The sequence below is a fragment of the Acidimicrobiia bacterium genome (assembly GCA_035948415.1).
Lineage (GTDB): Bacteria > Actinomycetota > Acidimicrobiia > IMCC26256 > PALSA-555 > PALSA-555.
The window spans coordinates 1-26,861 of the sequence record DASZJD010000122.1; the positions used below are offsets into that span (position 1 = coordinate 1).

Here is a 26,861-nt window from a genome sequence, read left to right on the forward strand (position 1 = left end):
GCCCTTCCAGACCGAAGACGGGTTCGGGCCCGACGACTGCTCGCACGGCCAGAAGGGCTGCACCAGCTGCACCCGGGCCTGCCCCCGCTTCCGGGCCTGGGAGCCCGAGATCGACGAGTTCTTGTTCGGGCGCGTCCGGGCCGCCGACGAGGTCGCCGGCATCAGCGCCGACATCGTCTTGGCCCGCGCCACCGACCCGGTCCTGGCCGAGGTCGGCCAGGACGGAGGGCTCGTGTCAGCCATCCTCCTCTACTGCCTCGAGCACGACATCATCGACGCTGCCCTCGTCTCGTACCTCGAGGGTGACGGGTCGACCTGGAAGGCGGTGCCCGGCGTCGCCCGGACGAAGGAGGACATCGTGGCCTCGGCCGGGAGCCGGTACACCTACTCCGCCAACACGCTGGCGTACGCCGACGCGGTCGCCGCCGGTGCCGAGCGAATCGCGCTCGTCGGGATGTCGTGCCAGAGCTCGGTGCCGCCGGTGATGAAGCAGCGACGGGCAGGCAAGGTGGCGCGACGGCTGAGCCTGAACATCGGCTTGCTCTGCTCGAAGACCTTCGACGACGCCATCTTCGACGAGCTGCTCGACGCCAAATACGGGCTCAAGCGGGCCGACATCAAGAAGATGAACATCAAGGGTCGGCTCCAGATCTGGATGCACGACGGCGCCTACCACGAGGTGCCGCTCAAGGAGTGCCACGCCTGGACCCGCGAGGGCTGCAAGCTGTGCCCCGACTTCGCGGCCGAGCACGCCGACATCTCGACCGGGGGGATCGGCGCCTTCAACGACTGGACGCTGACGCTGGTGCGGACCGAGCCCGGGCGCGAGGTCATGGACGGGATGCTCGCCGACGGCTGGATCGACGTTCGGCCCGGGGACGACGACCCCGGAGCCATCGAGCTGCTCCACAAGCTCGCCCGCAAGCAGCGGGCCCGGTGGCCCGAGACCAGCTCCGTCGACGCGCCCCGGCTCGTCGGCGCGTAGCGCCGCCGGCGATGCTCGTCGCAGCCCTCGTCGACGACCTGCTCGACCGCTCCCGGCTCGCCGCCGCGCTGCCCGCCACCACCTTCCTGACCGACCCGGGCGGCCTCGGCCCGGTCGACGTCGTCGTCGTCGACCTGGCCCGCCACGCCGCCGACCTGGCCCTCGTCCGGGCGGCGAGGCCGGAGGCTCGGATCGTCGCGTTCGGACCCCACGTCGACGCCGACGCCCTCAGCGCGGCTCGGGCCGCCGGCGCCGACCGGGTCCTGGCCCGCTCGGCGTTCTTCCGTGACCCCGCTTCGGCAATCGCGGCCGGTTCCGACGGCGCGCGCGCGGGCCGCCCCGGGTCCGGCGCCGCGGCGGCGTCGTAACGCCGCGGCGACGGCGCGGGTCGGACGCGTTGTGGAGACTGTCGTCTCGCGCCTCGAGGCCTCGGCCGGGTCGCCGACCGCGCTGACGTTCGTGGGCTCGGTCGCCGACGGGGGCGTCGAGCCGGTCCCCTGGGGCCGGCTCCACGAGGACGCCCAGGCCGCCGCCGCCGCCCTCCAAGCCCGGGGGGTCGGACCCGGCGACCACGTGGCGCTGCTCGGGCCGACCTCCCGTCCCCTCGTCACCGCCATCCAGGCGGTGTGGCTGGCCGGCGCCACGGTCGTGTGCCTCCCGCTGCCGCTGCGCCTCGGCTCGCTCGACGAGTTCACCCTCCAGACGCGCCGGCGCGTCCGCAACGCCGAGGCCACGCTCGTCGTCGTCGACGCCGAGCTGGCGCCATTCGTGGCGCTCGAGGCGGGCGACCCACCGGTCGTCGGCCTCGCCGAGCTGCGCGGCCGCCCCCGCGACTGGGAGCGGCCGCCGGATGACCCCGAGGCGCTCGCGCTCCTGCAGTTCACCAGCGGCTCGACCGCCGACCCGAAGGGGGTGATGCTCCCCCACCGGTGCGTCCTCCAGAACATCGACGCCATCGTGGAGGCGGCGGCGCTCGGTCCGGACGACCGCGGCGTGTCGTGGCTGCCCCTCTACCACGACATGGGCCTGATCGGGCTGCTCATGACGCCGATGCTCACCGGCTTCGACCTGGTGCTGGCCGCCCCGACCGACTTCCTCGCCGCGCCGGGCGACTGGATGCGCTGGATGTCCGACTTCCGCGGCACCGTCACCTGCGCGCCGAACTTCGGGTACGCGCTCGCGGCCCGGGCCCTGCGGCGCCTCGAGGGCCTCGACCTGTCGGGCTGGCGGCTGGGCCTGAACGGCGCCGAGCCGATCGACCCGGCGTCGGTCGAGCGGTTCCTCGACGCCGGCGCCCGCCACGGCCTCGACGTCAAGACGGCGTTCTGCGTGTACGGGATGGCCGAGTCCACCCTCGCCGTCTCGTTCCCGGACCCGGGGACGGGCATGACGGTGGACACGGTGGACCGCGACGGCCTCGAGCGGGACGGCTACGCGACGCCCGCCGGCGGTGCCCGCGCCCGCCGCCTGGCCCGCCTCGGCCGGCCGCTGCGCGGCCTCGAGGTCCGGGTCTGCGACCCCGACACCGGCGCCCCCGCCGTCGAGCGCCAGGTCGGCGAGCTCGAGCTCCGTGGCACCTCGGTCACCCCGGGGTACTTCCGCCGCGACGACGTCACCGCAGCCACCGACCACGACGGCTGGCTCCGCACCGGAGACCTCGGCTACCTCGCCGACGGCGAGATCGTGGTCTGCGGACGGCTGAAGGACGTGATCATCATCGGGGGGCGCAACGTCTTCCCCGAGGAGATCGAGCGGGCCGCGGGCTCGGTGGCGGGGGTCCGGGCCGGCAACGTGGTCGCCTTCGGGATGCCGGGCCGGCGGGGCAAGGAGGGAATCGTGGTCGTCGCCGAGACCCGGCTCGACGACCCGGAGCGTCTCCACGACACGGTGGTCGACCGGGTCTGCGACGTCGTCGGGGTGCCCCCCCTCGAGGTCGTGCTCGTCCAGGCGGGCAGCCTGCCGAAGACGTCGTCGGGGAAGCTGCAGCGGTCCCGGTGTCGCTCGCAGTACCTCGACGACGCGCTCGCGCCGGCCTGACGCCCCGGGCCGCCGCCGGCCGCCGCGGGGCGCGGCGTGGCCCGATCAGCGCCACGGCCCGCCACCGGCCAGAATGAACGGATGCCCTCCCCGGCCCCGGGGGCGGTCCGCGAGCCCACGGCCCGCCTCCCCGAGCCGGCACCCCGCCGCGGCGGGCGGCCGGCCTGGCGGCTCTTCGCCGCCCTGCTGCTGCTGACCGTCGCGCTGCGCCTCCCCGCGTTCTTCGTCGACGTCTTCAACTCCGACGAGACCTTCCTCGCCACGCAGGCGCACGTCATCCGCGACGGCGGCAACCTCTATCGGGAGGCCGCCGACCGCAAGCCGCCGCTCGTTCCCTACGTCTACGCCGCGTCCTTCGAGTTCTTCGGCTCGACCGCCCTGTGGACCGTGCGGGTCATGGCGATGCTGGCGATCGCGCTCACGGCCTGGATGGTCGCGGTGGAGGCGCGCCGACGCTGGGGCGAGCGCGCCGGGTGGACGGCCGGACTGCTCCTCGTGCTCGCGATGGTGGCGTTCGCGCCTCAGGACGGCCAGGCCGCCAACTTCGAGGTGTTCATGCTCCCGGCCATGACCGCCGCGGTCCTGTTGGCGCGGCGCGGGCGCGCCACGTCGTCGGGCGCCGCAGTCGCGATCGCGACCCTCGCCAAGCAGACCGGCGCGGCCACCCTGCTGCCCGTCTTCTACCTGGTGTGGAAGGCCCGCGGCCGGCAGGGCGCGGCGCGCGCCGCAGTGGGCTTCGCGGCGCCGTTGGGGCTCGTCGCGTTCGCGCTCGGCCCGGGCCAGCTCGTGTACTGGACCGTGGTCGGCAACGGGTCCTACGTCAGCGTGCGCGCCGCGTCGCTGGTCGTGGTCTCGACGCTCATCCTCATGACGCTCGCGTTCGCGGCCTGCAACCTGCCGATCGTGTGGCGGCTCCCGTACGCGTGGCGAGCGCGTCACCGCCGCGCCGCCGACGGTGGCACCGACACCGACCTGTGGCTCTGGCTGATCTCGGCCGCGGTCTCGGTGGCGCTCGGCCTCCGCTTCTTCGGGCACTACTACATCCAGCTCGTCCCACCCCTGTGCCTGCTCACCGCCGGCTCGCTCGCCCGGACGTGGCGACGGCTCGGCACCGCGACCATCGCGTTCGCGGCCGCCGCCGCCATCGCCTTCTCGGCCGCCGGCTACTTCATGACCCCGTACGGCCGCGAGCCGAGGTACCAGACGGTGAGCAGGTTCCTGGCCACCCACGCCGGGAAGAAGGGCCGGGTGCTGGTCTGGGGCAACGTGCCCGAGATCTACTGGGCGTCGAACCTGCGGCCGGCGACGCGCCTGCTCACGATCTCGACGCTCACGAACAGCTTCCCGGGCCGGCCCGCACGCGACGCCGCGCCGGAGAGCTCGAGCAACCTGGTGTGGGACTGGTTCTACGAGGACCTGGCGTCGCACCCGCCGCAGTTCATCGTCGACACCGCGCCGGCCGCCATCCGCGGCGCGCAGTACACGCCGATCGGCCGGTTCCCGCGGCTCGAGGCCATCGTCGACAGCCAGTACCGCTTCGACGGCTCGATCGACGGGCTCGCCGTCTACCAGAAGCGGCCCGACTAGGTCAGACCAGCGGCCACGGCACCGAGTGGTAGCCCGGCTCGGGAGCCGGGAAGCGGCCCGCCCGGCCCAGGTCGCCCGCCCGCACGCTGAGCGCGGCCAGCTCGGGTGGCGACAGCAGCCCGTCGAGGCGGCGGGCCAGCGGCCCGTCGACGGCCTCCTCGCTGACCCGGCACACGTCCTCGCCGACCGCCGGCGGCAGCGGCTCGTCGGCGAAGTCCCAGATCACCGTGCGGAGCTTCCAGGCCCGATGGAAGGTCAGCCCGTGGTCGATGCCAAGGATCACGTCGTTGGCGAGGTCGTGGAGGCAGTGCCCGCCCTTGCGGTCGGCATTGTTCACGAGCACGTCGAACGCCGCGAACTCGCGGAAGCGGGCCTCGTGGTCGGGGAGCAGCGTGAAGTAGTGCTCCTCAGGGTCGTGGTCGACGAATCGCTGCAGGGCCCCCTCCCCGAGCGGCCCGTCGGGCCGCAGCACCGTGACCGGGACCACGCCCCAGCCGAGGGCGTGCGACACCTCGTAGGCGGCGACCTCGCGGCGCCCGAGGGTGCCGTCCGGGAAGTCCCACAGCGGCCGCTCGCCGCGCCGGGGCTTGTAGACGGCCGGCACCTCGACCCCGCCGGCCGTGGCCTGCACCAGGAAGGCGCCGTTCGACGAGTACCGGAGGCGCCCGAGCACCTCGAGGTCCCCGTGGGCGAGGACCTCCGCGACCTCGTCGCCGTTCAGTTCCAGCGGGGGCACCGGTGGCCGGCGGGGTCCATCGGCTGGTCGCAGAGCGGGCACGCCGGACGACCGGCGGCCACGGCGGCGGCGCCCCGGGCGGCCATGGCCCGCACCTGGGGCCGGGTGGCGTAGAGGCGGGCGACGAAGCCCTCCCCCTCCTCCTCGTCGGCCGGCGCCGGCTCGGGCGCCGGGGCGGGCTCCTCCTCGTCCTCGTCGTCGGAGGAGCGCTCGCGCAGCTCGATGAGGACGAGCTGGCGGTCGGGGTCGAAGCCCAGCCCGATGAGGCGGGCGCGGAACAGCGGCACGGTGGGCTCCCGCAGCTCCGCCTCGGCGCTCGGCACCGCGACGGCGTCCTCGGGGTACTCGTCGGCGATCCGGTCGAGGAACGCCACCGCCTCGGTGGCGAGCAGGGCCACCTGCTCCTTCTCGACCAGCACGGTGAGCTGGGCCCGCTCCTTGCGGGCCTGCAGGTAGAAGGCCCGCTGGCCCGGCTCGCCGACGGCACCGGCGCCGAGCCCGTCGACGGGGTCGAGCTCGATCGGGTCGGGCATCACGGCTGCTCCTCGCCGTCCGACGCCGGGCCCTCGTCGGTGGGGGGAGCGGGACGCAGGTCGTCGAGCGACCCGGTGTCGTTGCACGTGAGCATGGCGACCCCGTACCCGGAGAAGGCGAAGGCGCTCACCGACGCCGGGGAGATCACGATGCGCTGGAAGAGGTCCAGGTGCACGCCGGTGTAGTGGGCGATCGCGGCCTTGATCGGGTCGGCGTGCGACACGACCACCACGAGCTCGCCGGCGTGGGCGGCGACGACGGCGTCGAGGGCCGCGACCATGCGGGCCTGCATGGCCGCCAGCGATTCGCCGCCCGGGAAGCGGGCCCGGGACGGGGCCCGCTGCACCACCTTCCAGAGGTCGGTCTTGGCCAGCTCGGCGAGCTGCTGGCCCGTCCACTCCCCGTAGTCGGCCTCGAGCACCCCGTCGAGGGCCTGGACCTCGAGCCCGTGCCGCTCGGCGACGGCGCGGGCGGTCTGGGTCGTCCGCTCGATCGGGCTCGCGTAGACGGCGGCGACGGGCAGGTCGGCCAGGCGGTCGGCGAGCGCCTCGGCCTGCCGTCGCCCCTCCTCCGACAGGTCGATGCCGGGCTGGCGGCCCGACAGCTGCGGGCCGGTCTGGGCCGTCACCGCGTGGCGGGCCAGCACGAGGCGGGTGACCGGTGCCGGACGCGCCGGCGGCGCGCTGCCGTCGGGAGCGGGCGCGTCGACAGGCGGGCGGACGGTCGTCGCCTCGGGCATCGTGGCCCGATCGTACCGGCGGCCGCTCGGCGCGCCGCCGGGCGGCCGCTACGGTCCGGGGCCGTGGCCGACCTGCCCGTGCACCTGCGTCCCGGCGGGCTCGACGAGACCGTGCTCGACCCGGAGCCGCGTGACGCGCTCGCGGCCCTCTCGGCGGCCCTCGAGGCTCCGACCACGTCGCGGCGGGAGGCGGTGGCGGCCGTCGTGGCCCGCTGGCCCGCCTGCCTCGACGCCTGGGCTCGGCTCGGCGACCTGGCGCGGGACGACGTCGAGGCGTACGCCTGCTACCGCGTCGCCTACCACCGCGGGCTCGACCGGCTCCGGGCGGCCGGGTGGCGGGGCTCGGGCTACGTGCGCTGGGCCCACCCCGAGAACCGGGGCTTCCTCCGCGCCCTCGACGGGCTCCGCCGGGCCGCCGCCGCCCTCGGCGAGGCACCCGAGGTCGAGCGGGCGGTCGCCTTCCGCCGGCAGCTGGACCCGGACTGGGCTGGCTTCGGGCCCACCGACGCCCGATAGGGTCACGGGATGCGACGAGCGCTCGTCACCGGGATCACGGGCCAGGACGGCCGGCACATGTCGGAGTTCCTGACCGGCAAGGGCTACCAGGTCTTCGGGCTGGTCCGAGGTCAGAACAACCCGAAGATCCAGCTGGTGCAGGACGAGAACCCGTCCCTCGAGCTCGTCGAGGGGGACCTGCGGGACCTGTCGTCGCTGATCGCCGCGCTCGAGCACGTGCAGCCAGACGAGGTCTACAACCTCGGCGCGATGAGCTTCGTCGCCCTGTCGTTCCGCCAGCCCGAGCTCACCGCCGACACCACCGGGCTCGGGGTGCTCCGCATGCTCGAGGCCATCCGCATCGTCGGGGGGGAGGACAACCCGATCCGCTTCTACCAGGCGTCGTCCTCGGAGATCTTCGGGAAGGTGCGCGAGACCCCGCAGACCGAGAACACCCCGCTGCACCCCCGTTCTCCCTACGGGGTGGCGAAGGTGTTCGGCCACTCGATCACGGTCAACTACCGGGAGTCGTACGGGATGCACGCCTCGTCGGGCATCTGCTTCAACCACGAGTCGCCCCGCCGCGGTCTCGAGTTCGTGACCCGGAAGATCACCAACGGCCTGGCCCGGATCAAGCTCGGCCTCCAGGAGTCGCTCACCCTCGGCAACCTCGACGCGGCGAGGGACTGGGGCTACGCCGGCGACTACGTCGAGGCCATGTGGCTGATGCTCCAGCAGGACGAGCCGGACAACTACGTGATCGCCACCGGGGAGACCCACACGATCCGCGAGTTCCTCGACCTCGCCTTCCGGTGCGCCGACCTCGACGGCTGGGAGCGGTACGTGCGGACCGACCCCCGCTTCGAGCGCCCGGCCGAGGTGGACCTGCTCTGCGGCGACGCCTCGAAGGCGCGAGAGCGGCTCGGGTGGAAGCCGCAGGTCACCTTCGCCGAGCTGGTGCGGATGATGTACGAGGCCGACCTCGCGGAGGAAGCCGCGCGCGCCGAGCTCAACCGCTAGTCAGCGCCGACGGGCGGCGCGTGCCGCGACGAGGGTCGGGTCCCAGACCGGCCCGAAGGGCGGGGCGTACGAGAGGTCGAGCCACGCCACCTCCTCGACCGTCATCTCGTTCCAGATCGCGGTGGCGAGGGCGTCGATCCGCTTCGCCGCCCCTTCCTCGCCGACGATCTGGGCGCCGAGCAGCCGCCCGGAGCCTCGTTCCGCCACGACGCGCACGCGCATCGGCGCTGCCCCCGGCATGTAGGCGGCCCGGCTCGTCGCCTCGATCGACACCGCGTCGGCGTCGAGGCCGGCCTCGGCGGCCTCGCGCTCGTTGAGCCCGGTTCGCGCCACCTCGTAGCGGCACACCTTGACCGCCGCGGTTCCGACCACCCCCGGGAAGGCGGCGTCCCCGCCGGTGGCGTTGATGCCGGCGACCAGGCCCTGCTTGTTCGCGTGCGTCCCGAGCGCCACGACGACGGGCCGCCTCGACACCCGGTGGAACGTCTCGGCGCAGTCGCCGGCGGCGAAGACGCCGTCGGCGGAGGTGCGGGCGTGGTCGTCGACGGCGATCCCCCCGGTGGTCCCCACCGTGAGCCCGGCGTCGGCGGCCAGCGCCACGTTCGGGGTCACGCCGAGGCCGAGGATCACGACGTCGGCGGGCAGCGTCCGGGCCGAGGTCCGCACCGCGCGCACGGCGCCGTCCTCGACGTCGAAGCCCTCGACCTCCTCGCCGACGTGGACGGTGATGCCCACGGCCCGGAGGGCGTCGGCGACGAGCGCGCCCATCTCCGGGTCGAGGGTGCTCATCGGCTGCTCCGAGGCCTCGACGAGGGTCACCTCCAGGCCCCGGTGGCGCAGGGCGTCGCCGAGTTCGAGGCCCACGTACCCGCCGCCCACCAGGACCGCGTGTTGGGGCCGACGGGCCAGCGCGTCCCGCAGGACCAGCCCCTCGCCGAGGGTCTGGACCCCGTAGATCCCGTCGGCGTCCACGCCCGGCAGGGACGGCCGGCGGGGCGTGGACCCGGTGCCGAGCACCAGGCGGTCGAAGCCCTCCCACGTCTCGACCCCGTCGGCCCGGCGGCGGACCCGGACCGCGCCGCGCTCGAGGTCGACGGCCACCGCCTCGTGGCCGGTCCGCACGTCGATCCCGCGTCGGCGGTGCTCCTCGGGGCTCCGGGCGATGAGGGCGTCCGGGTCCTCGACGACGCCGGCGACGAGGAACGGGATCCCGCACGCCGAGTAGGAGGTGTACTCGCCGCGCTCGAGGGCGACGATCTCGAGCCGCTCGGCCGCGCGCCGCCGGCGGGCGGTGGCGGCCGCGGTCATGCCGGCGGCGTCTCCACCAACGACGACGAGCCGCTCGGTCAACGCCCGGACCGGGACGGGGCGGCCGGGGCGGTCACCGAGCCGAGACCGCGACGTCGAGGGCCCGCTCGGCCTCGTCGACGAAGCGGCGCACCAGCTCGCCGGCCGGGACGAGGTCGTGGATGGCGCCGATCCCCTGGCCGGCGGGGTAGCACTCGCGGTCCGGGTCGACGCCGGTGGCCTCGTCGCCCTGGGGCAGGTGCAGGAATCCGCCGCCGGTGGAGACGAGCATCTGGTCGGGGAAGGGCCGCAGCTCCTCGGGGTGGTCCTCGTAGTGCTGGGTGGTCTGGTTGCGCACCGCCCGCAGCGTCTTGCCGGTGAAGGCCCGGCTCACCACGGTGCCGTCCTCGGGGGTGCGGATCAGCGCGTCCTTGTAGCCCGGGACGGCACGGGCCTCCGGCGTGGCGATGAAGCGGGTGCCGACCCAGACGCCGTCGGCGCCGAGCGTCAACGCGGCGGCCAGGCCGCGGCCGTCGAAGATGCCGCCGGCGGCGACCACCGGCACGCGGTCCCCCACCGCGTCCACGACCTGGGGGACCAGCGGGAACGTCGCCACGGTGCCGGTGTGGCCGCCGGCCTCGGTGCCCTGGGCGACGACGAGGTCGCAGCCGGCCTCGACCGCGGCGACGGCGTGGCGCACCTTGCCGCACATGTTCACGACCAGCACGTTGTTGCGGTGGCAGCGCTCGATGACGTCGCGCGGCACGCCGAGCGCGGCGACGAAGACCGGCACCTTCTCGTCCACGATCGCGTCGATGCTCTCGAGCATCTGCGCGGGGAGCGCGGTGAGCAGGTCGACGCCAAAGGGCTTCGCCGTCAACGCCTTCGTGGCGCGGATCTCGTCGACGACCTGGTCGGGGCTCATCGCCCCGGCGCCGAGGGTGCCGAAGCCGCCGGCCTCCGACACCGCGGCGACCAGACGGTGGTAAGAGACGCCGCCCATGCCGGCGAGCATGACCGGGTACTCGATCTGCAACAGATCGGTCAGTCGAGTGCGCATGCGAGCAGGCTAACGTCGCTCCCGTGGCGGCCTCCTCGCCGCTGGTCGGCGTCATCATGGGCAGCGACTCCGACCTGCGCGTCATGCAGGACGCGGTGGACGTGCTGGCCGAGTTCGGCGTGGACCACGAGGTGCGGGTCGTGTCCGCCCACCGGACCCCCGACTGGCTGGCTGAGTACGCGCACGACGCCGCCGGCCGCGGGCTCCGCGTGATCATCGCCGGCGCCGGCGGCGCCGCCCACCTGCCCGGGATGACCGCCGCCATGACGACGCTCCCGGTGATCGGCGTCCCCGTGCCGCTCGAGCGGCTCGACGGTCTCGATTCGCTGCTCTCGATCGTGCAGATGCCCCGCGGCGTGCCGGTGGCGACGGTCGCGATCGGGAACGCCACGAACGCGGCGCTGCTGGCGATTCGGGTCCTCGCCACCACCGACGAGGAGCTGCGAGGACGGCTCGAGCGGTACCAGGCCGATCTGGCGGCTGCGGTGCGGGCCCGGGACGACGCCGTCCGTGGCCGAGCCTGAGCGTCGACCCGCCCGGCGCGGCTGGCGCCGTCGACAGCTCCCGTGAGTAGCGTCGCCGGCGTGCACGCGTGGCGAGCCCGGCCGGGCCGTCCGACTGGTCCCTGATGTGGCCCGCGCCGCACGCCGAGCGCCGCCCCGAGCATCCGGCCGTCGTCATGGCGGGCACGGGCGAGACGGTCACGTACCGCGCCCTCGACGACGGCTCGAACCGCCTGGCCCAGCTGCTCTTCGCCCGGGGCCTGCGGTTCGGCGACCACGTGGCGATCCTCATGGAGAACCACGCCCAGTACCTCGAGGTGTGCTGGGCCGCGCAGCGGTCCGGGCTCTACTTCACGCCGATCAACTACCACTTCAACGCCGAGGAGGTCGCCTACATCCTCGACGACTGCGACGCCGCCGCCCTCGTCGTGTCGAGCGCCTTCGCCACCCCGGAGCTGGCGGCCCGGCTCCCCGCGCGCGTCGTCACCCGCCTCTGCGTCGGTCCGAAGGTGCCGGAGGGGTTCGAGGCCTACGACGAGGCCGTGGCCGCGTATCCGGCCGAGCCGCTCGCCGAGGAGCTCGAGGGCCACGCCATGCTCTACTCGTCGGGCACCACGGGTCGGCCGAAGGGGATCAAGTATCGGCTCGAGCGCGCCCCGATCGGCAACCCGGCCGCGATGCTGAGCGGCTTCGCCACCACGTACGGGCTCGACGAGGACAGCGTGTACCTGTCGCCGGCGCCGCTGTACCACTCCGCGCCGCTCCAGTTCTGCATCGCGGTCACCCGCATCGGCGGCACCGTGATCGTCCTCGAGCACTTCGACCCCGAGGCGTGCCTGGCCGCGATCGAGCGTTACCGCGTCACCCACGCCCAGTTCGTCCCCACCATGTTCGTGCGGATGCTGAAGCTCCCCGAGGACGACCGACGCGCCGCCGACTTGTCATCGCTCCGCATCGCGGTGCACGCGGCGGCGCCGTGCCCGGTTGAGATCAAGCGTCAGATGATCGAGTGGTGGGGTCCGATCCTCTTCGAGTACTACAGCGCCACCGAGGGGATGGGCTCGACGATGATCACGAGCCAGGAGTGGCTCGCCCACCCGGGATCGGTCGGCAAGCCCTTCGCGTCGGCGGTGCACATCCTCGACGACGACGGCCGCGAGTGCGCGACCGGGGTCGCCGGGGTGGTGTGGTTCGAGCCCGGCGCGCGCACGCTCTCCTTCGAGTACCACAAGGACCCGGAGAAGACGGCCCACGTCCGCGACGACCGGGGCTGGGCGTCCGTCGGCGACATCGGCTACCTCGACGACGACGGCTACCTGTACCTGACCGACCGACGGGACTTCATGATCGTCGCTGGCGGCGTCAACATCTACCCCCAGGAGGCCGAGAACCTCCTCGTCACCCATCCGCGCGTGCTCGACGCGGCCGTGTTCGGCATCCCCGACGCGGAGATGGGCGAGCGGGTCCACGCGGTCGTGCAGCCGGTCGAGCCGGCGACGGCGGGCCCGGAGCTCGAACGCGAGCTCATGGGCTTCTGCCGGACCAACCTGGCGCACTACAAGTGCCCGCGCGCGATCGACTTCGAGGCCGAGCTGCCCCGCCAGCCCACCGGAAAGCTCTACAAGCGGCTGCTGCGGGACCGCTACTGGGGCTCGAAGCAGAGCCGCATCGTGTGAGCCGCCCCGACTACGCCGGCGTGCTCGCCGCGCTCGAGGCCGAGACGGCGGCGCTCGATCGCGTCGTCGCCGACCTGAGCGTCGACGACTGGGCCACCCCCACGCCGGCCACGGGTTGGGACGTGCGCGATTCGGTGGCGCACCTCGCCTTCTCCGAGGACCTGGCCTGGTCGGCGCTCCACGAGCCCGACGAGTTCGTGACCCGGCGGGAGGGCCTCCAGGACGCCGGCAGCGACGCCCTGGTCGGGGCCGGACGGACGATGCCGGGCGCCGAGGTGCGCGCCTGGTGGCTCGGCTCGAGCGCGGCCGTCCGCGCCGCCCTCGCGCGCCGCGCGCCGCGCGACCGGGTGGTCTGGATGGCCGGGCCCATGTCGGCGATGTCGTTCGTCACCGCCCGGATCATGGAGACCTGGGCCCACGGCCAAGACGTCCGTGACGCCCTCGGCGAGCCGCCCGAGGTGTCGGCCCGGCTGCGACACGTCGCCGACCTCGGCGTGCGCACCCGGGCCTTCGCCTACGAGTCGCGGGGGCTGGCGCCCCCGACCGCCGCCGTCCGAGTCGAGCTGCAGGGACCGGACGGCGAGGACTGGACCTGGGGCGAGGCCGGCGAGGACCGGGTCCGCGGCCCGGCGCTCGACTTCTGCCTCGTCGTCACGCAGCGGGCCAACCCGGCCGACACCGCCCTCGAGGTCTCCGGCCCCGTCGCCGAGGCGTGGATCGCGATCGCGCAAGCCTTCGCGGGCCCGCCGACGGCGCAGCGGCCGCCCCGCTTCTCCTGAGGCTCACCCCCGCCCGAAGACCGGCGGGCGCTTCGCCACGAAGGCGGCCGCGCCCTCCCACGCGTCCGCCGTCCCGCCCGCGTGCGCCATCGCGGCGGCCTCCCGGGCCAGCTGCTCGTCGAGGGACGGGGACGGGTCGCGGAGGAGCCGCTTCGTGGCGCGCAGCGCCACCGCCGGTCCCGCCGCCAGGCTGGCGACGAGGCCGTCGACCTCGGCGGCCAGCTGGTCGCCGGGCACCACGCGGGTGACGAGCCCCCAGTCCCGCGCCTCGTCGGCGTCGAGCACCCGGTTCGTGAACGCGAGCTCGGCGGCGCGCCGCCGTCCGAGCAGCCGCGGCAGGTGCCAGGTCGAGCCGCCGTCGGGAACGAGGCCGATGCCGGTGTACGCGAGCACGAAGCGGGTTCCTGCGGCCGCCACGACGAGGTCGGCGCCGGCGACGAGCGCCAGCCCCGCCCCGGCGGCGGTGCCCTGCACGGCCGCGACGACGGGCGCACCGATCGCGTCGAGGTCGGCGACGGCGCGGTGCAGCGGGGTCAGGATGCGGCGGAGGTGCTCGCCGAGCTGCTGGCCGGCGGCGGCGAACCCGCGCACGTCGCCGCCGCCGCAGAAGCGCGCGCCGGCGCCGGCGAGGAGGACGACGCGCACGTCGTCACGGGCGCGCAGCCCCCGCGTGGCGTCGGCCAGCGCGTCGGCGAGTCCCGGGTCGATGGCGTTGGCGACGTCGGGACGGTTCAGTGTCACCCGGGCCACGCCGTCGGCCACGTCGACGAGGACCGTCGGCCCGCTCATCGCGGCACGTCTCGCCACGGGCGGTCGGTGTCGACCCGGGCCTCGGGCGGCAGCCCCAGCACCCGCTCGCCGACGATGTTGCGCTGGATCTCGTCGGTGCCGCCTCGGATCGAGACCGACGGCGCGGTGAGGAACAACGTCCGCCACTCGTCGGCGGTCGGGTCGGCGCCGGCTACCCCACCCGGCCCGAGCACGCCGATCCCCGCCTCGGTCAGCGCCTTGAAGGTGGCGCTGGCCGCGAGCTTGGCGCCCGAGCCCTCGGGGCCCGGGGTGCGGCCGGCCTCGGCCTGGGCCCGGGCCCGGGCCCGAGTGAGGCGCGCCACCTCCGACGCCACGTGCGCGGCCGCGACCCGCTCGCGCACCACCGGCTCGTCGGCCCGACCCCGGCGGCGGGCCAGCGCCGCCAGCCGGCGGCTCGAGACGGAGGTGCCGGCGCTGACGGTCCCGAGCGCGCCTCGCTCGTTGGCGAGCGCGGTCCGGGCGACACGCCAGCCGGCGCCGGGCTCGCCGATGCGGTCGGCGTCGACGAGCGGCGCCCGATCGAGGAAGACCTCGCTGAAGTGGGCGTCACCGTTCATCTGGCGCAGCGGGCGGACGTCGACGCCGGGCGCGCGCATGTCGAGCGCGAAGGCGGTGATCCCGCGGTGCTTCGGGACGTCGGGATCGGTGCGGGCGAGGAGGAAGCCCCACGCCGCGTACGCCGCGCGGCTGCTCCACACCTTCTGGCCCGTCACCCGCCAGGTGTCGCCGTCGCGCTCGGCCCGGGCGCTGACGTTGGCGAGGTCCGACCCCGCGCCGGGCTCGGAGAAGAGCTGGCACCAGATCTCGCGTCCGTCGACGATCGCGGGGAGCCACCGCCGGCGCTGGTCGGGGGTGGCGAGGGCCAGGAGGGTGGGGCCGACCACGTGGAGGCCGACGAGGTAGGGGTACAAGTCCGGGGTCTCGAACCGGGCCAGCTCCTCGGCGATGACGCCGGCGTCGTCGACGCTGGCGTCGCGGCCACCGGCGTCACCGGGCCACGTCGGCACCACCCAGCCGCCGGGCGCCAGGGCGGCGAGGAAGGCCCGGCCGGGGGCGAGGTCGTCAGCGCCGGCCCCGAGCACGGTGACGGGCCGGTCCGGCCGACCGGTGGTGAGCAGCTCGTCGAACGCGGCCCGGGCTTCGGCCCGGAGGGCGCGACGGTCCATGGCTGGATCCTATGAACGGGACCCGGGCTCGGTGCCGGTCCGCCGCCGCGGCTGCCACGGCCCGGCGGTGGCGCCGCCGTCGATGAGGAACTCGGCGCCGGTGCTGAACGACGACTGGTCGGAGGCGAGGAACGCGACGAGCGCCGCGACCTCATCGGGGCGACAGAGCCGCCCGAGCGGGATCTGCGAGCTGGCCACGCCGGCGGCCTGCTCGCCGCCGAGCGCGGGCCAGGTCTCGGCCAGCATCGGGGTGTCGACGCCGGTCGGGTGGATCGAGTTGACCCGGACCCCGTGCGGCGCCAGCTCGAGGGCGACCGCCTTGGTCAGGCCGCGGAGGGCGAACTTGCTGGCCACGTACGCGAGCAGCCCGGCGTAGCCCTCGATGCCCTGGGTGGACGACACGTTGACGATCGAGCCGCAGCCGGAGTCGATGAGCAGGGGCGCGGCGGCGCGCATGCCGAGGAAGGGCCCGAGCTGGTTCACGCGCACGACCTCGAGGAACGCCTCGGGGGTGGTGGACACCAGTCCGCCGACGCGCAGGATCCCGGCGTTGTTGACGAGGACGTCGAGCCGCCCTTCGAGCCCGCCGATCCCGTCGACGACTCGTCGCCACGCCGACTCGTCGGTGACGTCGAGGTGCTCGTAGCGGCCGACCGGGGCGAGGTCCTCGGCGACGGCCGCGCCGAGCTCGTCCCGCACGTCCGCGAGGACGACGCGGGCCCCGTCAGCGGCGAGCCGCCGCGCCGTCGCCTCGCCGACGCCGCGGGCGGCGCCGGTGACCAACGTCACTCGGCCGGCGAGGTCGCCGCTCACTCGGTGCCGATCGCCTGGAGGACGTCGAGGTGCGCGGCACGCCGGGCCGGCAGCCACCCCGCGAGCAGCCCGGCGAGCGCAGCGAGGACGACGAAGAGGACGAGCTGGCCGACCGGGATGGTGAGGCCGATGCCCTGGTTGTGCAAGGCGCGGACGATGGCGCCACCGAACCCGACCCCGATGACGAGGCCGAGCAGGGATCCGAAGACGGCGACGACGACGGCTTCGCCGCGGACCATTCGGCGCAGCTGGACGCGCGTCATGCCCACCGCGCGCAAGAGGCCGATCTCGCGGGTGCGCTCGTAGATCGAGAGGGCCAGCGTGTTCACGATCCCGATGAGGGCGATGATGACAGCGAAGAGCAGCAGCACGTACACGAGCCCGAGGATCTGGTTGAACTGCGCCAGCTGGCTGTCCTTGAACTGGGCCTTGTTCTGGGCGTTGATGCCGCCGAACCGGCGGGCGGCCCCGCTCACGACCGCCTGCGCCTGGTCGGTCGACACGTTCGCCGGCTTCAGCACGATCACGTAGAGGTCCAGGGTCTGCGGGAAGTGCTGCTCCCAACCGACGAGGGGCACGAGGTAGTCGGTCGGGATCGGCAGCGCCTTGCGGTCCGTGACCACGCCCGCGACGGGGAGCCGGGCCGCCGGCCCCACCGGGTACCGGACCGCGATCGTGGAGCCGGGGTCGCAGGCGGCGGTGCCCGTCGGGCCGCACTGCGCGCCCGCGTCCTTCCACACCAGGACGCCGCCCCGGGCGAAGGCGGCGCGGTTGAACCCGCGGACCGGGACGTTCGAGACCGCCTGGAAGTCGTTCGACAGGCCCGACACCCCGTGCGTGGCGCCGGCGACCTCCGCCGTGCCGGTTCGGTACTCGACCACGGTGGCCGGCCGCCGGCTGATGCGGGCGAACCCGTCGCGGACCGCCTGGGCCACGCCCGGGCTGAAGGGCTGGAACTGCTTCGGCGACAGGATGAAGTCGGCCCGGGTCTGGTTGTCGATGGCGTCGGCGAACGACGCCTTCGCCGACGCTCCGAAGATCGAGATGAGGCTGACGAGCGCGAGGCCGATCATGAGCGCCGCCGCGGTGGAGGCGGTGCGGCGCGGGTTGCGCATCGCGTTCTCCCGGGCCAGGAGGCCGGTCACGCTGTGCAGCCACTGCGCCGGGAGCGTCAGGGTTCGGGCGACCGGGCGCGCGAGAAGCGGGCTGAGCATCGCCACGCCGATGAAGACGAGCCCGGCGGCGATGCCGACCGCCAGCGCGGCGTTCGTGTTGCTGAGGAGGCCGACCGCCAAGAGGCCGGCGCCGATGACCGCGAAGGCGAGGCCCCACACGTAGCGGCGGCGACCGGACGAGGGTGCGACGGCCTGGTCGCGGATGGCGGCGATCGGCGATACCCGGGCCGCCCGCCGGGCCGGGGCCAGGGCGGCGACGAAGGTCACGAGGGTCCCGGTGACAAGCGCCACCACGACGGTGCGGGCCTGGATCTGCAGCGGGCCGGTCGGCAGCTGGATCCCGAAGGCGCCGATCAGGGCCCGGAGCGGGGCCACGAGCAGGATCCCGAGCCCCAGGCCCAGGAGTGACGACACCACGCCGGTGACGAGGGCCTCGAGCGCGACGGAGCCCACGACCTGACGGTCGGACGCGCCGAGGGCTCGCAGCAGGCCCAGCTCCTGGATGCGCTGCGCCACCGTGATCGAGAACGTGTTGTAGATGATGAAGGCGCCGACGAAGAGCGCGACGAGCGCGAAGACGAGCAGGAAGGTGTTGAAGAAGGAGAGGTTGGCCTTGACGTTGCCGCTCTGCTCGGAGGCCAGCTGGGCGCCGGTGATCGACTCGTACTGGCCGCCGAGCCCGGCCCGGCGCAGGGAGGCGTTGAGCCGGTCGCGCAGCTGGGCCTGGGAGAGACCCGCGGTGGCCCGAACGTCGAACTCGTCCCAGGTCCCCTGCTGGGCCGGCGCGTTGAACACGGCCTGGGCGGTGGCGGGCGTGAACGCGGCGAGCGTGGCGCCGGCGAGCCCCTGGTCGTTGCCGCCGAACCGGAACACGCCGCTCAGCCGGAACTCCCGGGGCGGCGTGGCGGCGAACGCGATCTGCACCTGGTCGCCGATGCGGAAGCCGGCGTCGGAGGCGGTCGTGCGGTCGAGCCCGACCTGGTCGCCGGCCGTCGGCGGCGTCGAGCGGGCTCCGTGCCAGCGGGTGATGAGGTCGAGGGCCTCGTTGACTCGTCCTCGGGTCGGGTACCAGACCGTGCCGAACGCCGGCGCCTGGTTCTGGATCGCCTGCCCGTTGCGATCCTGGACCAGCGCGTAGCGCAGGAGGTTTCCCTGGGCGGCGGCGACGCCCGGCGTGGCCCGGATCGTGCCGAGGAGCGATTCAGGGACCGGCGGTCGGGTGTCGTTCGCGTTCTGGCTCCGGCCCTTGGTCGTGAACGGTGCCCGGGCCCGCACGACCGCGCCGACGCCCTTCGTGGCGCTGGCGAAGACGTTGTCGAACACCGTGCCGAGGGTGTCGGTGAGGACCAGGGCTCCGGCCATGAACGCCACCCCAAGCACGACGGCGAGCGACGTCAGGAGGAGCCGGAGCTTCTTCCCGAGGATCTGCTCGATCGTGACCCGGCCCACGGCGTGTGCCCGTCAGGCGCCGAGCCGCTTCATGCGATCGAGCACGGTCTCCGCCGTCGGGCCGACGAGCTCGTCGACGGTCCGGCCGTCGGCGAGGAACACGACGCGGTCGGCGTACCCGGCTGCGTTCGGGTCGTGGGTCACCATCACGATCGTCTGACCGAGGTCGTTCACCGCCTGGCGCATGAACTCCAAGATCTCGGTGCCGGCCCGCGAGTCGAGGTTGCCGGTGGGCTCGTCGGCGAAGATCACGTCGGGGCGGCTCACCAGCGCCCGGGCGATGGCCACTCGCTGCGGCGGGCCGCCCGACAGCTGGTTCGGACGGAACGTGAGCCGGTCGCGCAGGCCCACGATGTCGACCACGTGGTCGAGCCAGGGCCCCTCGGGCTTCCGACCGGCGAGGGCCATCGGCAGGGTGATGTTCTCGAGCGCGTTCAGGGTCGGGATCAGGTTGTAGGACTGGAAGACGAACCCGATGCTCTCGCGGCGGATCAGCGTGAGCTGCTTCTCGGACGCGGCGCTGATCTCGACGTCGCCGAGGAAGACCTGGCCGGTCGTGAGCCGGTCGAGCCCGGCGAGGCAGTGCAGCAGCGTCGACTTCCCCGAGCCCGACGGGCCCATGATCGCGGTGTACTTGCGGCGCTCGAAGTCGACGCTGACGTGGTCGAGCGCTCGGACCTCGGCCTCACCCGCGCCGTAGACCTTCGAGGCGTCGACGGCGCGCGCCGCGAGCGCGACCTGGATCGGGGGGCGGGTCGTGGTCACCGCGTCTCCGGGCTGGGGGGCGTCGCTAGCGTAGGGGCTCCGACGCGGCACCGGCCGTCTCCGCGCCCGCCGCAACGCGGCGGGACGTGGGATCGGGGTAGCGGGATCGGTCCACCGTGCCGCGACGGGCGAGCCAGACGAAGCACGCCGCGCCGGCGAGGCACGCCCCGAGGCTCACCCAGGCGTTCACCCGCAGCCCGAGGATGACGTGCGCGGGGTCGACGCGCAGGTTCTCGAACCAGAAGCGGCCGAAGGTGTACGTGGAGACGTAGAGCGCGAGGGACTGGCCGCGGCGCAGCGTCCATCGCCGCTCCACCCAGAGCAGCACGCCGAGCAGGAACAAGCAGTACAGCGACTCGTACAGGAAGATGGGATGGAAGGTGCTGAACTGCTCGTAGCCCTTCGGGCGGTGGACGGGCGCGATCTCGAGCGCCCACGGCAGGCGCGTGGGCTCGCCGAACAGCTCCTGGTTGAAGTAGTTGCCCCACCGTCCGATGGCCTGGGCCACGAGCAGCCCGGCGGTCATGGCGTCCATGACCCCGAGCGTGTCGAGGTGATGGCGCCGGGTCATCAGCACCACCCCCGCCGCGCCCCCGAGGATCACGCCCCAGATGGAGAGCCCGCCGCGCCAGATCTCGAGGACTCGGATCCAATGGCCCTCGAAGAGCTGGTAGTCCGTGGCCACGTGGTAGAGGCGGGCGCCGACCACCCCGAAGATCACGACGACCACCACGATGTCGGCGATCTCACGGCGGTCGTGGCCCCACCGCTGCCAGCGTCGCTCCGCGATCAGCGTGGCGACGACGACGCCCACCGCCAGGAGCAGTCCGTACATATGGAGGGGGATCGGCCCGAGGTGGACGGTGCCGTTCGACGGGCTGGGGATGAACCCGGGGATTGGCATCGGCGGCCGATCGTAGGGGCTGGGCTCAACGATTCGAGGCGCGCGGCCGATATTGGCGGCGATGAGCGTCCGGCCCCGCCGCCTCGCCGTGCTCCTGGCCCTGCTGGTCGCCGCCGCGTGCGCACCGGCGCCGAGCGGGGGGCCGCCACCGGGTCCGGCGACCGGGGACCAGAACGGCCCGCTCAACGGCTGCCCGGTGTTCCCGGCCGACAACCCGTGGAACGCGAGCGTCGCGACGGCGCCCGTGCTCCCGAACTCGCAGGCGATCGTCGACCAGGTGCTGGCCGACGAACCGGGCAACCAGAACCTGCACGCCGACTTCGGCGGCGGCGGGGCGTACGGGATCCCGTACGTGACCGTGCCGGGATCCCAGGCGCCGGTCGGCATCAACTACACCGAGTACCCGGGCGAGTCCGACCCCGGCCCGTTCCCGGTGCCGCTCGGCGCGCCGGTCGAGGGCGGCAGCGACCGTCACGTCATCACCGTCGACCGGGACCACTGCCGCCTCTACGAGCTGTACCACGGCGTGGCGCGGAGCAACTACTGGGACGCCGGCTCGGGCGCGACGTGGGACCTGCGGTCGAACGCGCTGCGCCCCGCCGGGTGGACGTCCGCCGACGCCGCCGGCCTGCCGATCTTCCCCGGCCTGGCGCGCTACGACGACGTCTCGGGCGGCGCCATCAACCACGCCTTGCGGTTCACCGTCCACACCACGTTTCGTGGCTACGTCGCCCCCGCCCGGCACTGCGCGTCGTCGAACACGAACCCGAACGAGCCCGCGATGGGCATGCGCTTCCGCCTCAAGGCCGGCTTCTCGCTCGCCGGGTACACCGGGCAGGCCCTCGTGGTCCTCCAGGCCTTGAAGACCTACGGGATGATCGTCGCCGACAACGGCACCAGCTGGTACATCACCGGGGCCGCGGACGCGCGCTGGGATGACAACGACCTGAACCAGCTGAAGACGGTGCCCGGATCCCAGTTCGACGTCGTCGACACCGGGTCGGTGACCGCCTGCTGACCTGACACCCTGGGCCGGTGGTTCGTCCGCGACCGACGCCGGATCCGATCCGACCGGGGCAGGAGTCGGTGTGGGCCTACCCGCGCCCGCCGCGCGTCGAGCCCAGCGATCGGCGGCTCCGGGTGGTGCTCGGCGGGCTGGTGATCGCGGAGACCCGCCGGGCCTGGCGGGTCCTCGAGACGAGCCACCCGCCGAACTACTACTTCCCGGCCGACGACGTGGCGCCGGACGCCCTCGACCGAACCGGCCGGTCGTCGTGGTGCGAGTTCAAGGGCGAGGCCCACTACTGGACCGTGCGCGGCGGCTCCCGCGTCGAGCTCGACGCCGCGTGGGGCTACGACCGTCCCAGCCGCGGCTACGGCGCCCTGGCGGGCGCGGTCGCGTTCTGCCCCGGGCGCATGGACGCCTGCTTCGTCGACGACGAGCTCGCGCTCCCCCAGCCGGGCGGCTTCTACGGAGGCTGGATCACGAGCGGGGTCGTCGGGCCGTTCAAGGGGGCGCCGGGGACGCGGGGCTGGTGACGAGATCACGAGGCCGGCGGTGCGAGGCTCACTTCACGAGCCGCGAGAGCCGGCGGTCGGCGAGGACCTTGTCGTCGGTCTGGCACCGCGGGCAGTACGTGACCTCGTACGACTCGTAGGAGACCCGACGCAGCGGGTCGCCGCACCGGGGGCACGGGTCGCCGGTGCGCCCGTGCACCTCGAAGTGGCCGCCGAGCTTGGGTTCGGAGAGCCCGCCGGCTCGGGTCCGCTCCTTCTCGAGTCCCTCGGCGAGCACCGCCCGCACCGCGTCGAGCAGGCGTTGCCGCTCGTCGGCGTCGAGCCCGGCCAGCGTCGCGTAGGGCGAGAGCCGGGCCCGCCACAGCGCGTCGTCGGCGTAGCCGCGACCCACCCCCGCCACCGTGGACTGGTCTCGGAGCAGGGTGTGCACGCGGCGGCGGTCCGTACCCGTCCGGACGAGCGCCTCGAAGTCGGGTGAGTCCGGCTCCGGGCCCAGGCCCGCGAGCGGGCCGTCGTCCCCCGGCGCCAGCACCCACCAGGCCGCCTTCCGCTCGGTGCCGTGCTCGCGGACGAGCACCCCGACCTCGTCCTCGTCGCTCGCGAACCGGAGGCGCACCACGCCCCCCTTCCCGCCTCGGGTGGTCTTCGGTGGCCGCTCCAGATCCACCCGGCCGGCCTGCGAGAGGTGCACGAGCACGCGCCGGTCGTCGTCGAGCTCGAGCACCACGTACTTGCCCCGCCGCCCAACCCGCCGCACGGTCCGCCCGACGACGACGTCGGGTGACGGCGTGACGGTCTTGAGCCCCGCGAACCCGAGTGGCTGCCAGCCGACGAGGACGCGGCCGCGGAGCGCGGCGTCGAGCCGCTCGGCCAGGGCCTGCATCTGCGGAAGTTCGGGCACGCGCGCCAGTCTGCCGCGCCCCGCCGTGGCCACGTGCGGCCGGCCGCCGGTCGGTCAGCGGCGGCGGCTGGGCTTCGTCCCCATGCGCCGCATGATCGTGCGGCGACGCTCCTGGAGGTCCGCGAACGTGAGCCGCTCGACGTCGGCGGGCACGAGGAAGCCGGCCTTGATGGCGTCGACGTTCACCCGAGCCGAGGCCGGGTCGACCCCGAGCTCGCGCGCCAGCCGTTCGCCGTGGTGGGTCAGGAAGTGCTCGTGGATGTGGACGATCTCGCCGATCAGGTCCAGCTCTGGCGCGAGCGTCGCCGTCGCCGCGTTCAGGAACATGAGGTTCTTCACGAACAGCATGAGATCCTTCGGCGCGTGCGCGCCGTACCCGAGCAGCTTGGTGACGAGGGCCTGCAGCTCGTCGACCATCTCGGTGGCCGACATCTGCGTCGGGTCCTTCACGGGCTGGTCCAGCTCAAGGTCCTCGAAGACCGCCTGCAGGTCGGTGTCGAGCGGGAACGCGCCGAGGTCGCGCAGAGCGACGAGCTGGCCGCGGACGTCCCCCGCGGTCCCGGTGAGGAGGAGGCGGAGGAAGGCGAGTCGTTGGGGCTCGGCCAGTCGGCCGGTGATGCCGAAGTCGAAGAGGACGGTCCGACCGTCGGGCTGGACCAGCAGGTTGCCGCCGTGAAGGTCGCCGTGGAAGACACCGTGCAGCATCGCGCCCTCGAGGCAGGTGATGAGCCCGGCGCGCAGCACGGCGGTCGTGTCGACGCCGGCGGCGTGCATCGACTCGACGTCGTCGAAGGCGAAGCCGCGCAGCCGCTCCATGACGAGGACGCGCTGGGTCACCAGCGTCGGATGGGGCCGCGGCACGACCATCGCTCGCTGCTCGGTGATCGCGAAGACGCGGGCGAGGTCGAGCATGTTCTCCGCCTCGAGGCGGAAGTCGAGCTCCTCGACGATCTGCTCGGCGAACAGCTCCACGAGCGCCGGCGGGTTGGCGAGTGACGCCACCGGGATCCGCCCGATGAGGTGTGGTGCCAGCCAGGCCAAGGCGCGCACGTCGTCGCGCATGAGCGCGGCGACGCGGGGGCGCTGCACCTTCACGACCACGTCCTCCCCGGTCCGGAGCCGGGCCTCGTGGACCTGGGCGATCGACGCCGCCGCCAGCGGCACCTCGTCGAAGCGCTCGAAGACCCGCTCGAGCGGGGCCCCGAGGTCGGCCTCGACGACCGCCCGAACCGCCTCGAACCGCTCCGGCGGAACCTGGTCCCGGAGCTTCTTGAACTCGAGCACCAGCTCGTCGGGGAAGAGCCCCTCGAAGGCCGAGACGATCTGGCCGAGCTTCACGTACGTCGAGCCCAACCGCTCGAAGGCGCGCCGCAGCCGCCACGACAGGCCCCGGCGTGACCCCGACGTGCCGCGCTCGCGCAGGTACCACACGCCCACGGCGCGGCCGAGCCCGGCCATCGACCGCAGGAGTCGCCCGATCGGGGGCGTGCGGTGGGTGCCGAGCAGCCCGGGCACCTCGCGGCGGGTGCGGGCCCGCACGGCGTCGAGGCCGCGCCTCCAGGCCAGGGCCTCGGGTTCGACGACCCACGGGCCCTGGTCCGTGAACGCGAAGGACGCGACGTCGGGCGCGGGGACCGCAGCCATCACGGCCCGGAGGCACCGGCGGCCGGCCCGGCGACGAGGTCTCGCAGGACCGCGAGGGCGGCGTTGCGCCCGTTCCTCGCGATCACGGAGCCGCCCGGGTGCGTCGCGGCGCCGCACAGGTACAGGCCGGGCACCGGGGTGCGGGCGGGGAAGCGGCGCTCCCACATCTGGTCGGGGAGGATCTCGCCCTGGAAGATGTGTCCGCCCGTGAGGCCGAGCCGGGCCTCGAGGTCGGCGGGAGTCAGGACCTGGCGCTCGAGCACGCAGTCGTCGACGTCGGGCGCGAACCGGGCGATGGCGGCGAGGGCGGCGTCGGCCAGGCGCTCCCGATCGGGCGGCGGCTGGCGCGCCGCCGGGTCCGGCACGTACTGGGCGAACACGCTCATCGTGTGGGCGCCGGCAGGGGCGACGGTCCGGTCGTACGCGGTCTGGAAGTAGAGCTCGCACCACGAGAGCCCAGGCTCGCCCCGGCGGGCAGCGTCGCACGCGGCCTGGGTGGCGTCGACGCTCGCCGTGATCTCGACCTGGGCCCGGTGCACAGGATCGACCCCGGCCGCCGAGAAGGTGGGGAGGCGGGCGAGGGCGCAGTTGATCTTGAGGACCGGGCTTCGAGCTCGGAAGGCGGCGGCGCGGCGGGCGAACGCTGGGGGCGGGTCGTCGAGCAAGGCGACGGTCTGCTTCGGGTCGACGTTGGCGACGACCACGTCGGCGTGGATCCGCTCACCACCCTCGAGCCGCACCCCCTCACCGGGCTCGATGGCCCCCACCGACGTCCCGGTCGCGAGCGCGGCGCCCGCCGCCACCGCGGCATCGGCGAGCGCGAACGACACCCGGCCGACGCCACCCTCGACGTAGCCCCATCCGCCGAGGAGGCCCAGCCGGTGGTGGGCGTGGACCCAGGCGGTCCCGGGGTCGCGCGGCCCCGCGAACGTGCCGATGATCCCCTGCCCGTGCAGGGCGCAATGAAGCCGCTCGTCGTGCACGTGCCGCTCGATGACAGCGGCGATCGGCGCGTCGACGAGCACCTCACGGGCCTCGGGGTCGTCGGCGAAGACGGCCTCGAGCGCGGCGCGGTCGGGTGCCGGGTCATCCCAGGTGTCGCCGAGGGGCCCGCGACGAAGCCGGGCCCGGATGCGGTCGAAGAGGGCGTCGTAGGCGAGGAACCCCTCGACGTCGCGGGGGCTGAGGGCCGAGACCGACCGGGCCGTGCGCGCCGCGTCCCGCCACTGGTAGAGGGAGGTTCCGTCCTCGAACGGCGTCCACTGGGTCGGGTCGACCAAGAAGGTGCGCAGCCCGTGGCGCTCGAGGTCGAGCTCGTCGACGACGACGGGGTCGAGCAGCCCGACCAGGTAGGCGCAGGGGCTGACGACGAACCGACGGTCGGCGAAGGGCCGCTCGATCGTGCACGCACCACCGAGCTGCTCACGGCGCTCGAGCACCAGCACCGAGCGGCCCGCCCGAGCCAGGTAGGCGGCGGCGGTGAGCCCGTTGTGCCCGCCCCCGACGACGACGACGTCCCAGCGCCGGGCCGCCAGCTCGGCGACCGGGGCGGGGAGGCCCACCCGCCCGTCGACCGCGGCGACGGCGCCCCGGCGGTCCCGGACCGGCTCGCGGCCGTCTGGCGAGGAGCCGGCCACGTCAACGCGGACCCGCGAAGTACGGGTTGCGCGGCCCGTCGCGGCCGTTGAGCACGTCGGACACGCTCGGGCCTCCGGCAGCCCCCGCGCGCAGGGCCTCGAGCGTGGCGTCGCGGTTGTTCGCGTACACCGCGTCCTGGTCGGCTGCCGCGGGCGAGACCCACACCGCGGCGATCAACAGGAGCCCGCCGACCGCGTCGCCGGGCACGACGCCAGTGGCGACGGCATCGGCGACCCCACCCGCGACTCCGGCCTGCGCCGCGCCCCAGGACAGCGCCTCGTGGCGCGCCCCGGCCAGGGGCGCCTTGTTGACGAACAGCGTCGGCGGCTGGACCGGCAGGTTCGGACGCAGCACGACGACGAACGGGACGTGCCCGGCGCGGGGCGTGGCGAGGGCGGTGGTCCAGGCCACCTCGACCGGCCCGCCGCGCCGGCCGAGCACCGTGTTGAGGTGTGCGGCGTCGCCGCCCTCGCCGACGAACGCCTCGCCGATCTGGGTGCGCCACGCGAACTCGTCGGTGTCGTTGCCCACCGCGGCGACCGTACACTCGCCGCGTGCGCACGCCCGCGGCTGCGGGGCTCGTCGACCTCGCGCGCTACCCGATCACGACCCTTGCGGAGCCCGCCGGGCGCACGCTCGT

General features: G+C 74.3%; 26 protein-coding genes. 11 read left to right on the top strand and 15 right to left on the bottom strand.

Features of this window, described 5'->3' with window-relative positions; genetic code table 11:
* The 4 genes from VG869_16135 to VG869_16150 all read left to right on the top strand — a co-directional run.
* Nucleotides 1-985 (top strand): Coenzyme F420 hydrogenase/dehydrogenase, beta subunit C-terminal domain (locus VG869_16135; protein HEV3452713.1); only part of this gene is annotated, 985 nt, incomplete at its 5' end.
* Nucleotides 986-996: 11 nt separating this feature from the next.
* Nucleotides 997-1,353 (top strand): hypothetical protein, encoded by a 357-nt coding sequence (locus tag VG869_16140; protein HEV3452714.1) that lies wholly within the window; start codon nucleotides 997-999, stop codon nucleotides 1,351-1,353.
* A 31-nt stretch (nucleotides 1,354-1,384) separates the two neighbouring features.
* Nucleotides 1,385-3,022, top strand: coding sequence for an AMP-binding protein (locus VG869_16145; GenBank protein HEV3452715.1), 1,638 nt, complete (start codon nucleotides 1,385-1,387; stop codon nucleotides 3,020-3,022).
* An 81-nt stretch (nucleotides 3,023-3,103) separates the two neighbouring features.
* Nucleotides 3,104-4,609 carry a glycosyltransferase family 39 protein gene (locus tag VG869_16150; GenBank protein ID HEV3452716.1) on the top strand — a complete coding sequence of 502 codons (1,506 nt, stop codon included), beginning with the start codon at nucleotides 3,104-3,106 and terminating at the stop codon, nucleotides 4,607-4,609.
* 1 nt (nucleotide 4,610) lies between these two features.
* On the opposite strand, the gene VG869_16155 is transcribed toward VG869_16150, so the two are convergent.
* Genes VG869_16155 through VG869_16165 form a run of 3 tightly spaced genes read right to left on the bottom strand, consistent with a single transcriptional unit; the run spans nucleotide 4,611 to nucleotide 6,618 of the window.
* Complete coding sequence (locus VG869_16155) at nucleotides 4,611-5,345, bottom strand: SCO1664 family protein (protein HEV3452717.1); 735 nt, start codon at nucleotides 5,343-5,345, stop codon at nucleotides 4,611-4,613.
* Nucleotides 5,327-5,878 (bottom strand): DUF3090 family protein, encoded by a 552-nt coding sequence (locus tag VG869_16160; protein HEV3452718.1) that lies wholly within the window; start codon nucleotides 5,876-5,878, stop codon nucleotides 5,327-5,329. Before VG869_16160 ends, VG869_16155 begins: the two co-directional genes overlap by 19 nt.
* Complete coding sequence (locus tag VG869_16165; protein ID HEV3452719.1) at nucleotides 5,878-6,618, bottom strand: MSMEG_4193 family putative phosphomutase; 741 nt, start codon at nucleotides 6,616-6,618, stop codon at nucleotides 5,878-5,880. Before VG869_16165 ends, VG869_16160 begins: the two co-directional genes overlap by 1 nt.
* 63 nt (nucleotides 6,619-6,681) lie before the next feature.
* Here VG869_16165 and VG869_16170 point away from each other — a divergent pair, with 63 nt between their 5' ends.
* On the top strand, nucleotides 6,682-7,134 hold the full coding sequence (locus VG869_16170; protein ID HEV3452720.1) for a DUF3151 family protein: 453 nt from the start codon (nucleotides 6,682-6,684) through the stop codon (nucleotides 7,132-7,134).
* 9 nt (nucleotides 7,135-7,143) lie between these two features.
* Nucleotides 7,144-8,133 (top strand): GDP-mannose 4,6-dehydratase, encoded by a 990-nt coding sequence (gmd, locus tag VG869_16175; protein HEV3452721.1) that lies wholly within the window; start codon nucleotides 7,144-7,146, stop codon nucleotides 8,131-8,133.
* Here the strand turns inward: gmd and VG869_16180 are convergent, their stop codons facing one another.
* The gene (locus tag VG869_16180; GenBank protein ID HEV3452722.1) at nucleotides 8,134-9,483 is read right to left on the bottom strand and encodes an FAD-dependent oxidoreductase; all 1,350 of its coding nucleotides are present in this window, start codon (nucleotides 9,481-9,483) and stop codon (nucleotides 8,134-8,136) included.
* Nucleotides 9,484-9,514: 31 nt separating this feature from the next.
* Nucleotides 9,515-10,480: a nitronate monooxygenase gene (locus VG869_16185; GenBank protein ID HEV3452723.1), complete on the bottom strand. Its 966-nt coding sequence runs from the start codon at nucleotides 10,478-10,480 to the stop codon at nucleotides 9,515-9,517.
* A 56-nt stretch (nucleotides 10,481-10,536) separates the two neighbouring features.
* Between VG869_16185 and purE the strand changes: the two genes are divergently transcribed.
* From purE to VG869_16200, 3 genes are all read left to right on the top strand, one after another.
* Nucleotides 10,537-11,004, top strand: a complete 468-nt coding sequence (purE, locus tag VG869_16190; GenBank protein ID HEV3452724.1) for a 5-(carboxyamino)imidazole ribonucleotide mutase — start codon at nucleotides 10,537-10,539, stop codon at nucleotides 11,002-11,004.
* 104 nt (nucleotides 11,005-11,108) lie between these two features.
* Entirely contained in the window at nucleotides 11,109-12,659 is a 1,551-nt protein-coding gene (locus tag VG869_16195; GenBank protein ID HEV3452725.1) for an AMP-binding protein, read from the top strand.
* Nucleotides 12,656-13,438 (top strand): TIGR03084 family metal-binding protein, encoded by a 783-nt coding sequence (locus VG869_16200; GenBank protein HEV3452726.1) that lies wholly within the window; start codon nucleotides 12,656-12,658, stop codon nucleotides 13,436-13,438. The genes VG869_16195 and VG869_16200 overlap by 4 nt, the downstream gene beginning before the upstream one ends.
* Before the next feature lie 3 nt (nucleotides 13,439-13,441).
* Here VG869_16200 and VG869_16205 read toward each other — a convergent pair whose 3' ends face one another.
* The 6 genes from VG869_16205 to lgt are packed head-to-tail and all read right to left on the bottom strand — an operon-like array spanning nucleotide 13,442 to nucleotide 20,520.
* Nucleotides 13,442-14,227 carry an enoyl-CoA hydratase-related protein gene (locus tag VG869_16205; protein ID HEV3452727.1) on the bottom strand — a complete coding sequence of 262 codons (786 nt, stop codon included), beginning with the start codon at nucleotides 14,225-14,227 and terminating at the stop codon, nucleotides 13,442-13,444.
* Nucleotides 14,224-15,414 (bottom strand): acyl-CoA dehydrogenase family protein, encoded by a 1,191-nt coding sequence (locus tag VG869_16210; GenBank protein HEV3452728.1) that lies wholly within the window; start codon nucleotides 15,412-15,414, stop codon nucleotides 14,224-14,226. The genes VG869_16205 and VG869_16210 overlap by 4 nt, the downstream gene beginning before the upstream one ends.
* A 9-nt stretch (nucleotides 15,415-15,423) precedes the next feature.
* On the bottom strand, nucleotides 15,424-16,227 hold the full coding sequence (locus tag VG869_16215; protein ID HEV3452729.1) for a glucose 1-dehydrogenase: 804 nt from the start codon (nucleotides 16,225-16,227) through the stop codon (nucleotides 15,424-15,426).
* Nucleotides 16,224-18,851 carry an ABC transporter permease gene (locus tag VG869_16220; GenBank protein ID HEV3452730.1) on the bottom strand — a complete coding sequence of 876 codons (2,628 nt, stop codon included), beginning with the start codon at nucleotides 18,849-18,851 and terminating at the stop codon, nucleotides 16,224-16,226. Before VG869_16220 ends, VG869_16215 begins: the two co-directional genes overlap by 4 nt.
* Before the next feature lie 12 nt (nucleotides 18,852-18,863).
* The gene (locus VG869_16225; GenBank protein ID HEV3452731.1) at nucleotides 18,864-19,616 is read right to left on the bottom strand and encodes an ABC transporter ATP-binding protein; all 753 of its coding nucleotides are present in this window, start codon (nucleotides 19,614-19,616) and stop codon (nucleotides 18,864-18,866) included.
* Between the two features lie 25 nt (nucleotides 19,617-19,641).
* A complete protein-coding gene (gene lgt, locus VG869_16230) occupies nucleotides 19,642-20,520 on the bottom strand; it encodes a prolipoprotein diacylglyceryl transferase (protein HEV3452732.1) in 879 nt (292 codons plus the stop codon).
* Nucleotides 20,521-20,581: 61 nt separating this feature from the next.
* Between lgt and VG869_16235 the strand changes: the two genes are divergently transcribed.
* Nucleotides 20,582-21,538, top strand: coding sequence for a hypothetical protein (locus tag VG869_16235; protein HEV3452733.1), 957 nt, complete (start codon nucleotides 20,582-20,584; stop codon nucleotides 21,536-21,538).
* Between the two features lie 17 nt (nucleotides 21,539-21,555).
* Nucleotides 21,556-22,059, top strand: a complete 504-nt coding sequence (locus tag VG869_16240) for a DUF427 domain-containing protein (protein ID HEV3452734.1) — start codon at nucleotides 21,556-21,558, stop codon at nucleotides 22,057-22,059.
* A 28-nt stretch (nucleotides 22,060-22,087) separates the two neighbouring features.
* On the opposite strand, the gene VG869_16245 is transcribed toward VG869_16240, so the two are convergent.
* The 4 genes from VG869_16245 to fae are packed head-to-tail and all read right to left on the bottom strand — an operon-like array spanning nucleotide 22,088 to nucleotide 26,752.
* On the bottom strand, nucleotides 22,088-22,939 hold the full coding sequence (locus VG869_16245; GenBank protein ID HEV3452735.1) for a DNA-formamidopyrimidine glycosylase family protein: 852 nt from the start codon (nucleotides 22,937-22,939) through the stop codon (nucleotides 22,088-22,090).
* A gap of 54 nt (nucleotides 22,940-22,993) precedes the next feature.
* The gene (locus tag VG869_16250) at nucleotides 22,994-24,583 is read right to left on the bottom strand and encodes an AarF/UbiB family protein (GenBank protein HEV3452736.1); all 1,590 of its coding nucleotides are present in this window, start codon (nucleotides 24,581-24,583) and stop codon (nucleotides 22,994-22,996) included.
* The gene (locus tag VG869_16255; protein ID HEV3452737.1) at nucleotides 24,583-26,220 is read right to left on the bottom strand and encodes an NAD(P)/FAD-dependent oxidoreductase; all 1,638 of its coding nucleotides are present in this window, start codon (nucleotides 26,218-26,220) and stop codon (nucleotides 24,583-24,585) included. Before VG869_16255 ends, VG869_16250 begins: the two co-directional genes overlap by 1 nt.
* 1 nt (nucleotide 26,221) lies before the next feature.
* On the bottom strand, nucleotides 26,222-26,752 hold the full coding sequence (gene fae, locus VG869_16260; GenBank protein ID HEV3452738.1) for a formaldehyde-activating enzyme: 531 nt from the start codon (nucleotides 26,750-26,752) through the stop codon (nucleotides 26,222-26,224).
* Nucleotides 26,753-26,861: the final 109 nt, after the last annotated feature.

What these genes read in the sequence shown, in the direction of transcription:
- VG869_16185 (HEV3452723.1), bottom strand. Translation starts at nt 10,480, where the DNA reads ATGCGCACTCGACTGACCGATCTGTTGCAGATCGAGTACCCGGTCATG.
- gmd (HEV3452721.1), top strand. Translation starts at nt 7,144, where the DNA reads ATGCGACGAGCGCTCGTCACCGGGATCACGGGCCAGGACGGCCGGCAC.
- VG869_16205 (HEV3452727.1), bottom strand. Translation starts at nt 14,227, where the DNA reads ATGAGCGGGCCGACGGTCCTCGTCGACGTGGCCGACGGCGTGGCCCGG.
- VG869_16235 (HEV3452733.1), top strand. Translation starts at nt 20,582, where the DNA reads ATGAGCGTCCGGCCCCGCCGCCTCGCCGTGCTCCTGGCCCTGCTGGTC.
- VG869_16250 (HEV3452736.1), bottom strand. Translation starts at nt 24,583, where the DNA reads ATGGCTGCGGTCCCCGCGCCCGACGTCGCGTCCTTCGCGTTCACGGAC.
- VG869_16210 (HEV3452728.1), bottom strand. Translation starts at nt 15,414, where the DNA reads ATGGACCGTCGCGCCCTCCGGGCCGAAGCCCGGGCCGCGTTCGACGAG.
- VG869_16150 (HEV3452716.1), top strand. Translation starts at nt 3,104, where the DNA reads ATGCCCTCCCCGGCCCCGGGGGCGGTCCGCGAGCCCACGGCCCGCCTC.
- VG869_16165 (HEV3452719.1), bottom strand. Translation starts at nt 6,618, where the DNA reads ATGCCCGAGGCGACGACCGTCCGCCCGCCTGTCGACGCGCCCGCTCCC.
- lgt (HEV3452732.1), bottom strand. Translation starts at nt 20,520, where the DNA reads ATGCCAATCCCCGGGTTCATCCCCAGCCCGTCGAACGGCACCGTCCAC.
- VG869_16195 (HEV3452725.1), top strand. Translation starts at nt 11,109, where the DNA reads ATGTGGCCCGCGCCGCACGCCGAGCGCCGCCCCGAGCATCCGGCCGTC.
- VG869_16160 (HEV3452718.1), bottom strand. Translation starts at nt 5,878, where the DNA reads ATGCCCGACCCGATCGAGCTCGACCCCGTCGACGGGCTCGGCGCCGGT.
- purE (HEV3452724.1), top strand. Translation starts at nt 10,537, where the DNA reads ATGGGCAGCGACTCCGACCTGCGCGTCATGCAGGACGCGGTGGACGTG.
- VG869_16140 (HEV3452714.1), top strand. Translation starts at nt 997, where the DNA reads ATGCTCGTCGCAGCCCTCGTCGACGACCTGCTCGACCGCTCCCGGCTC.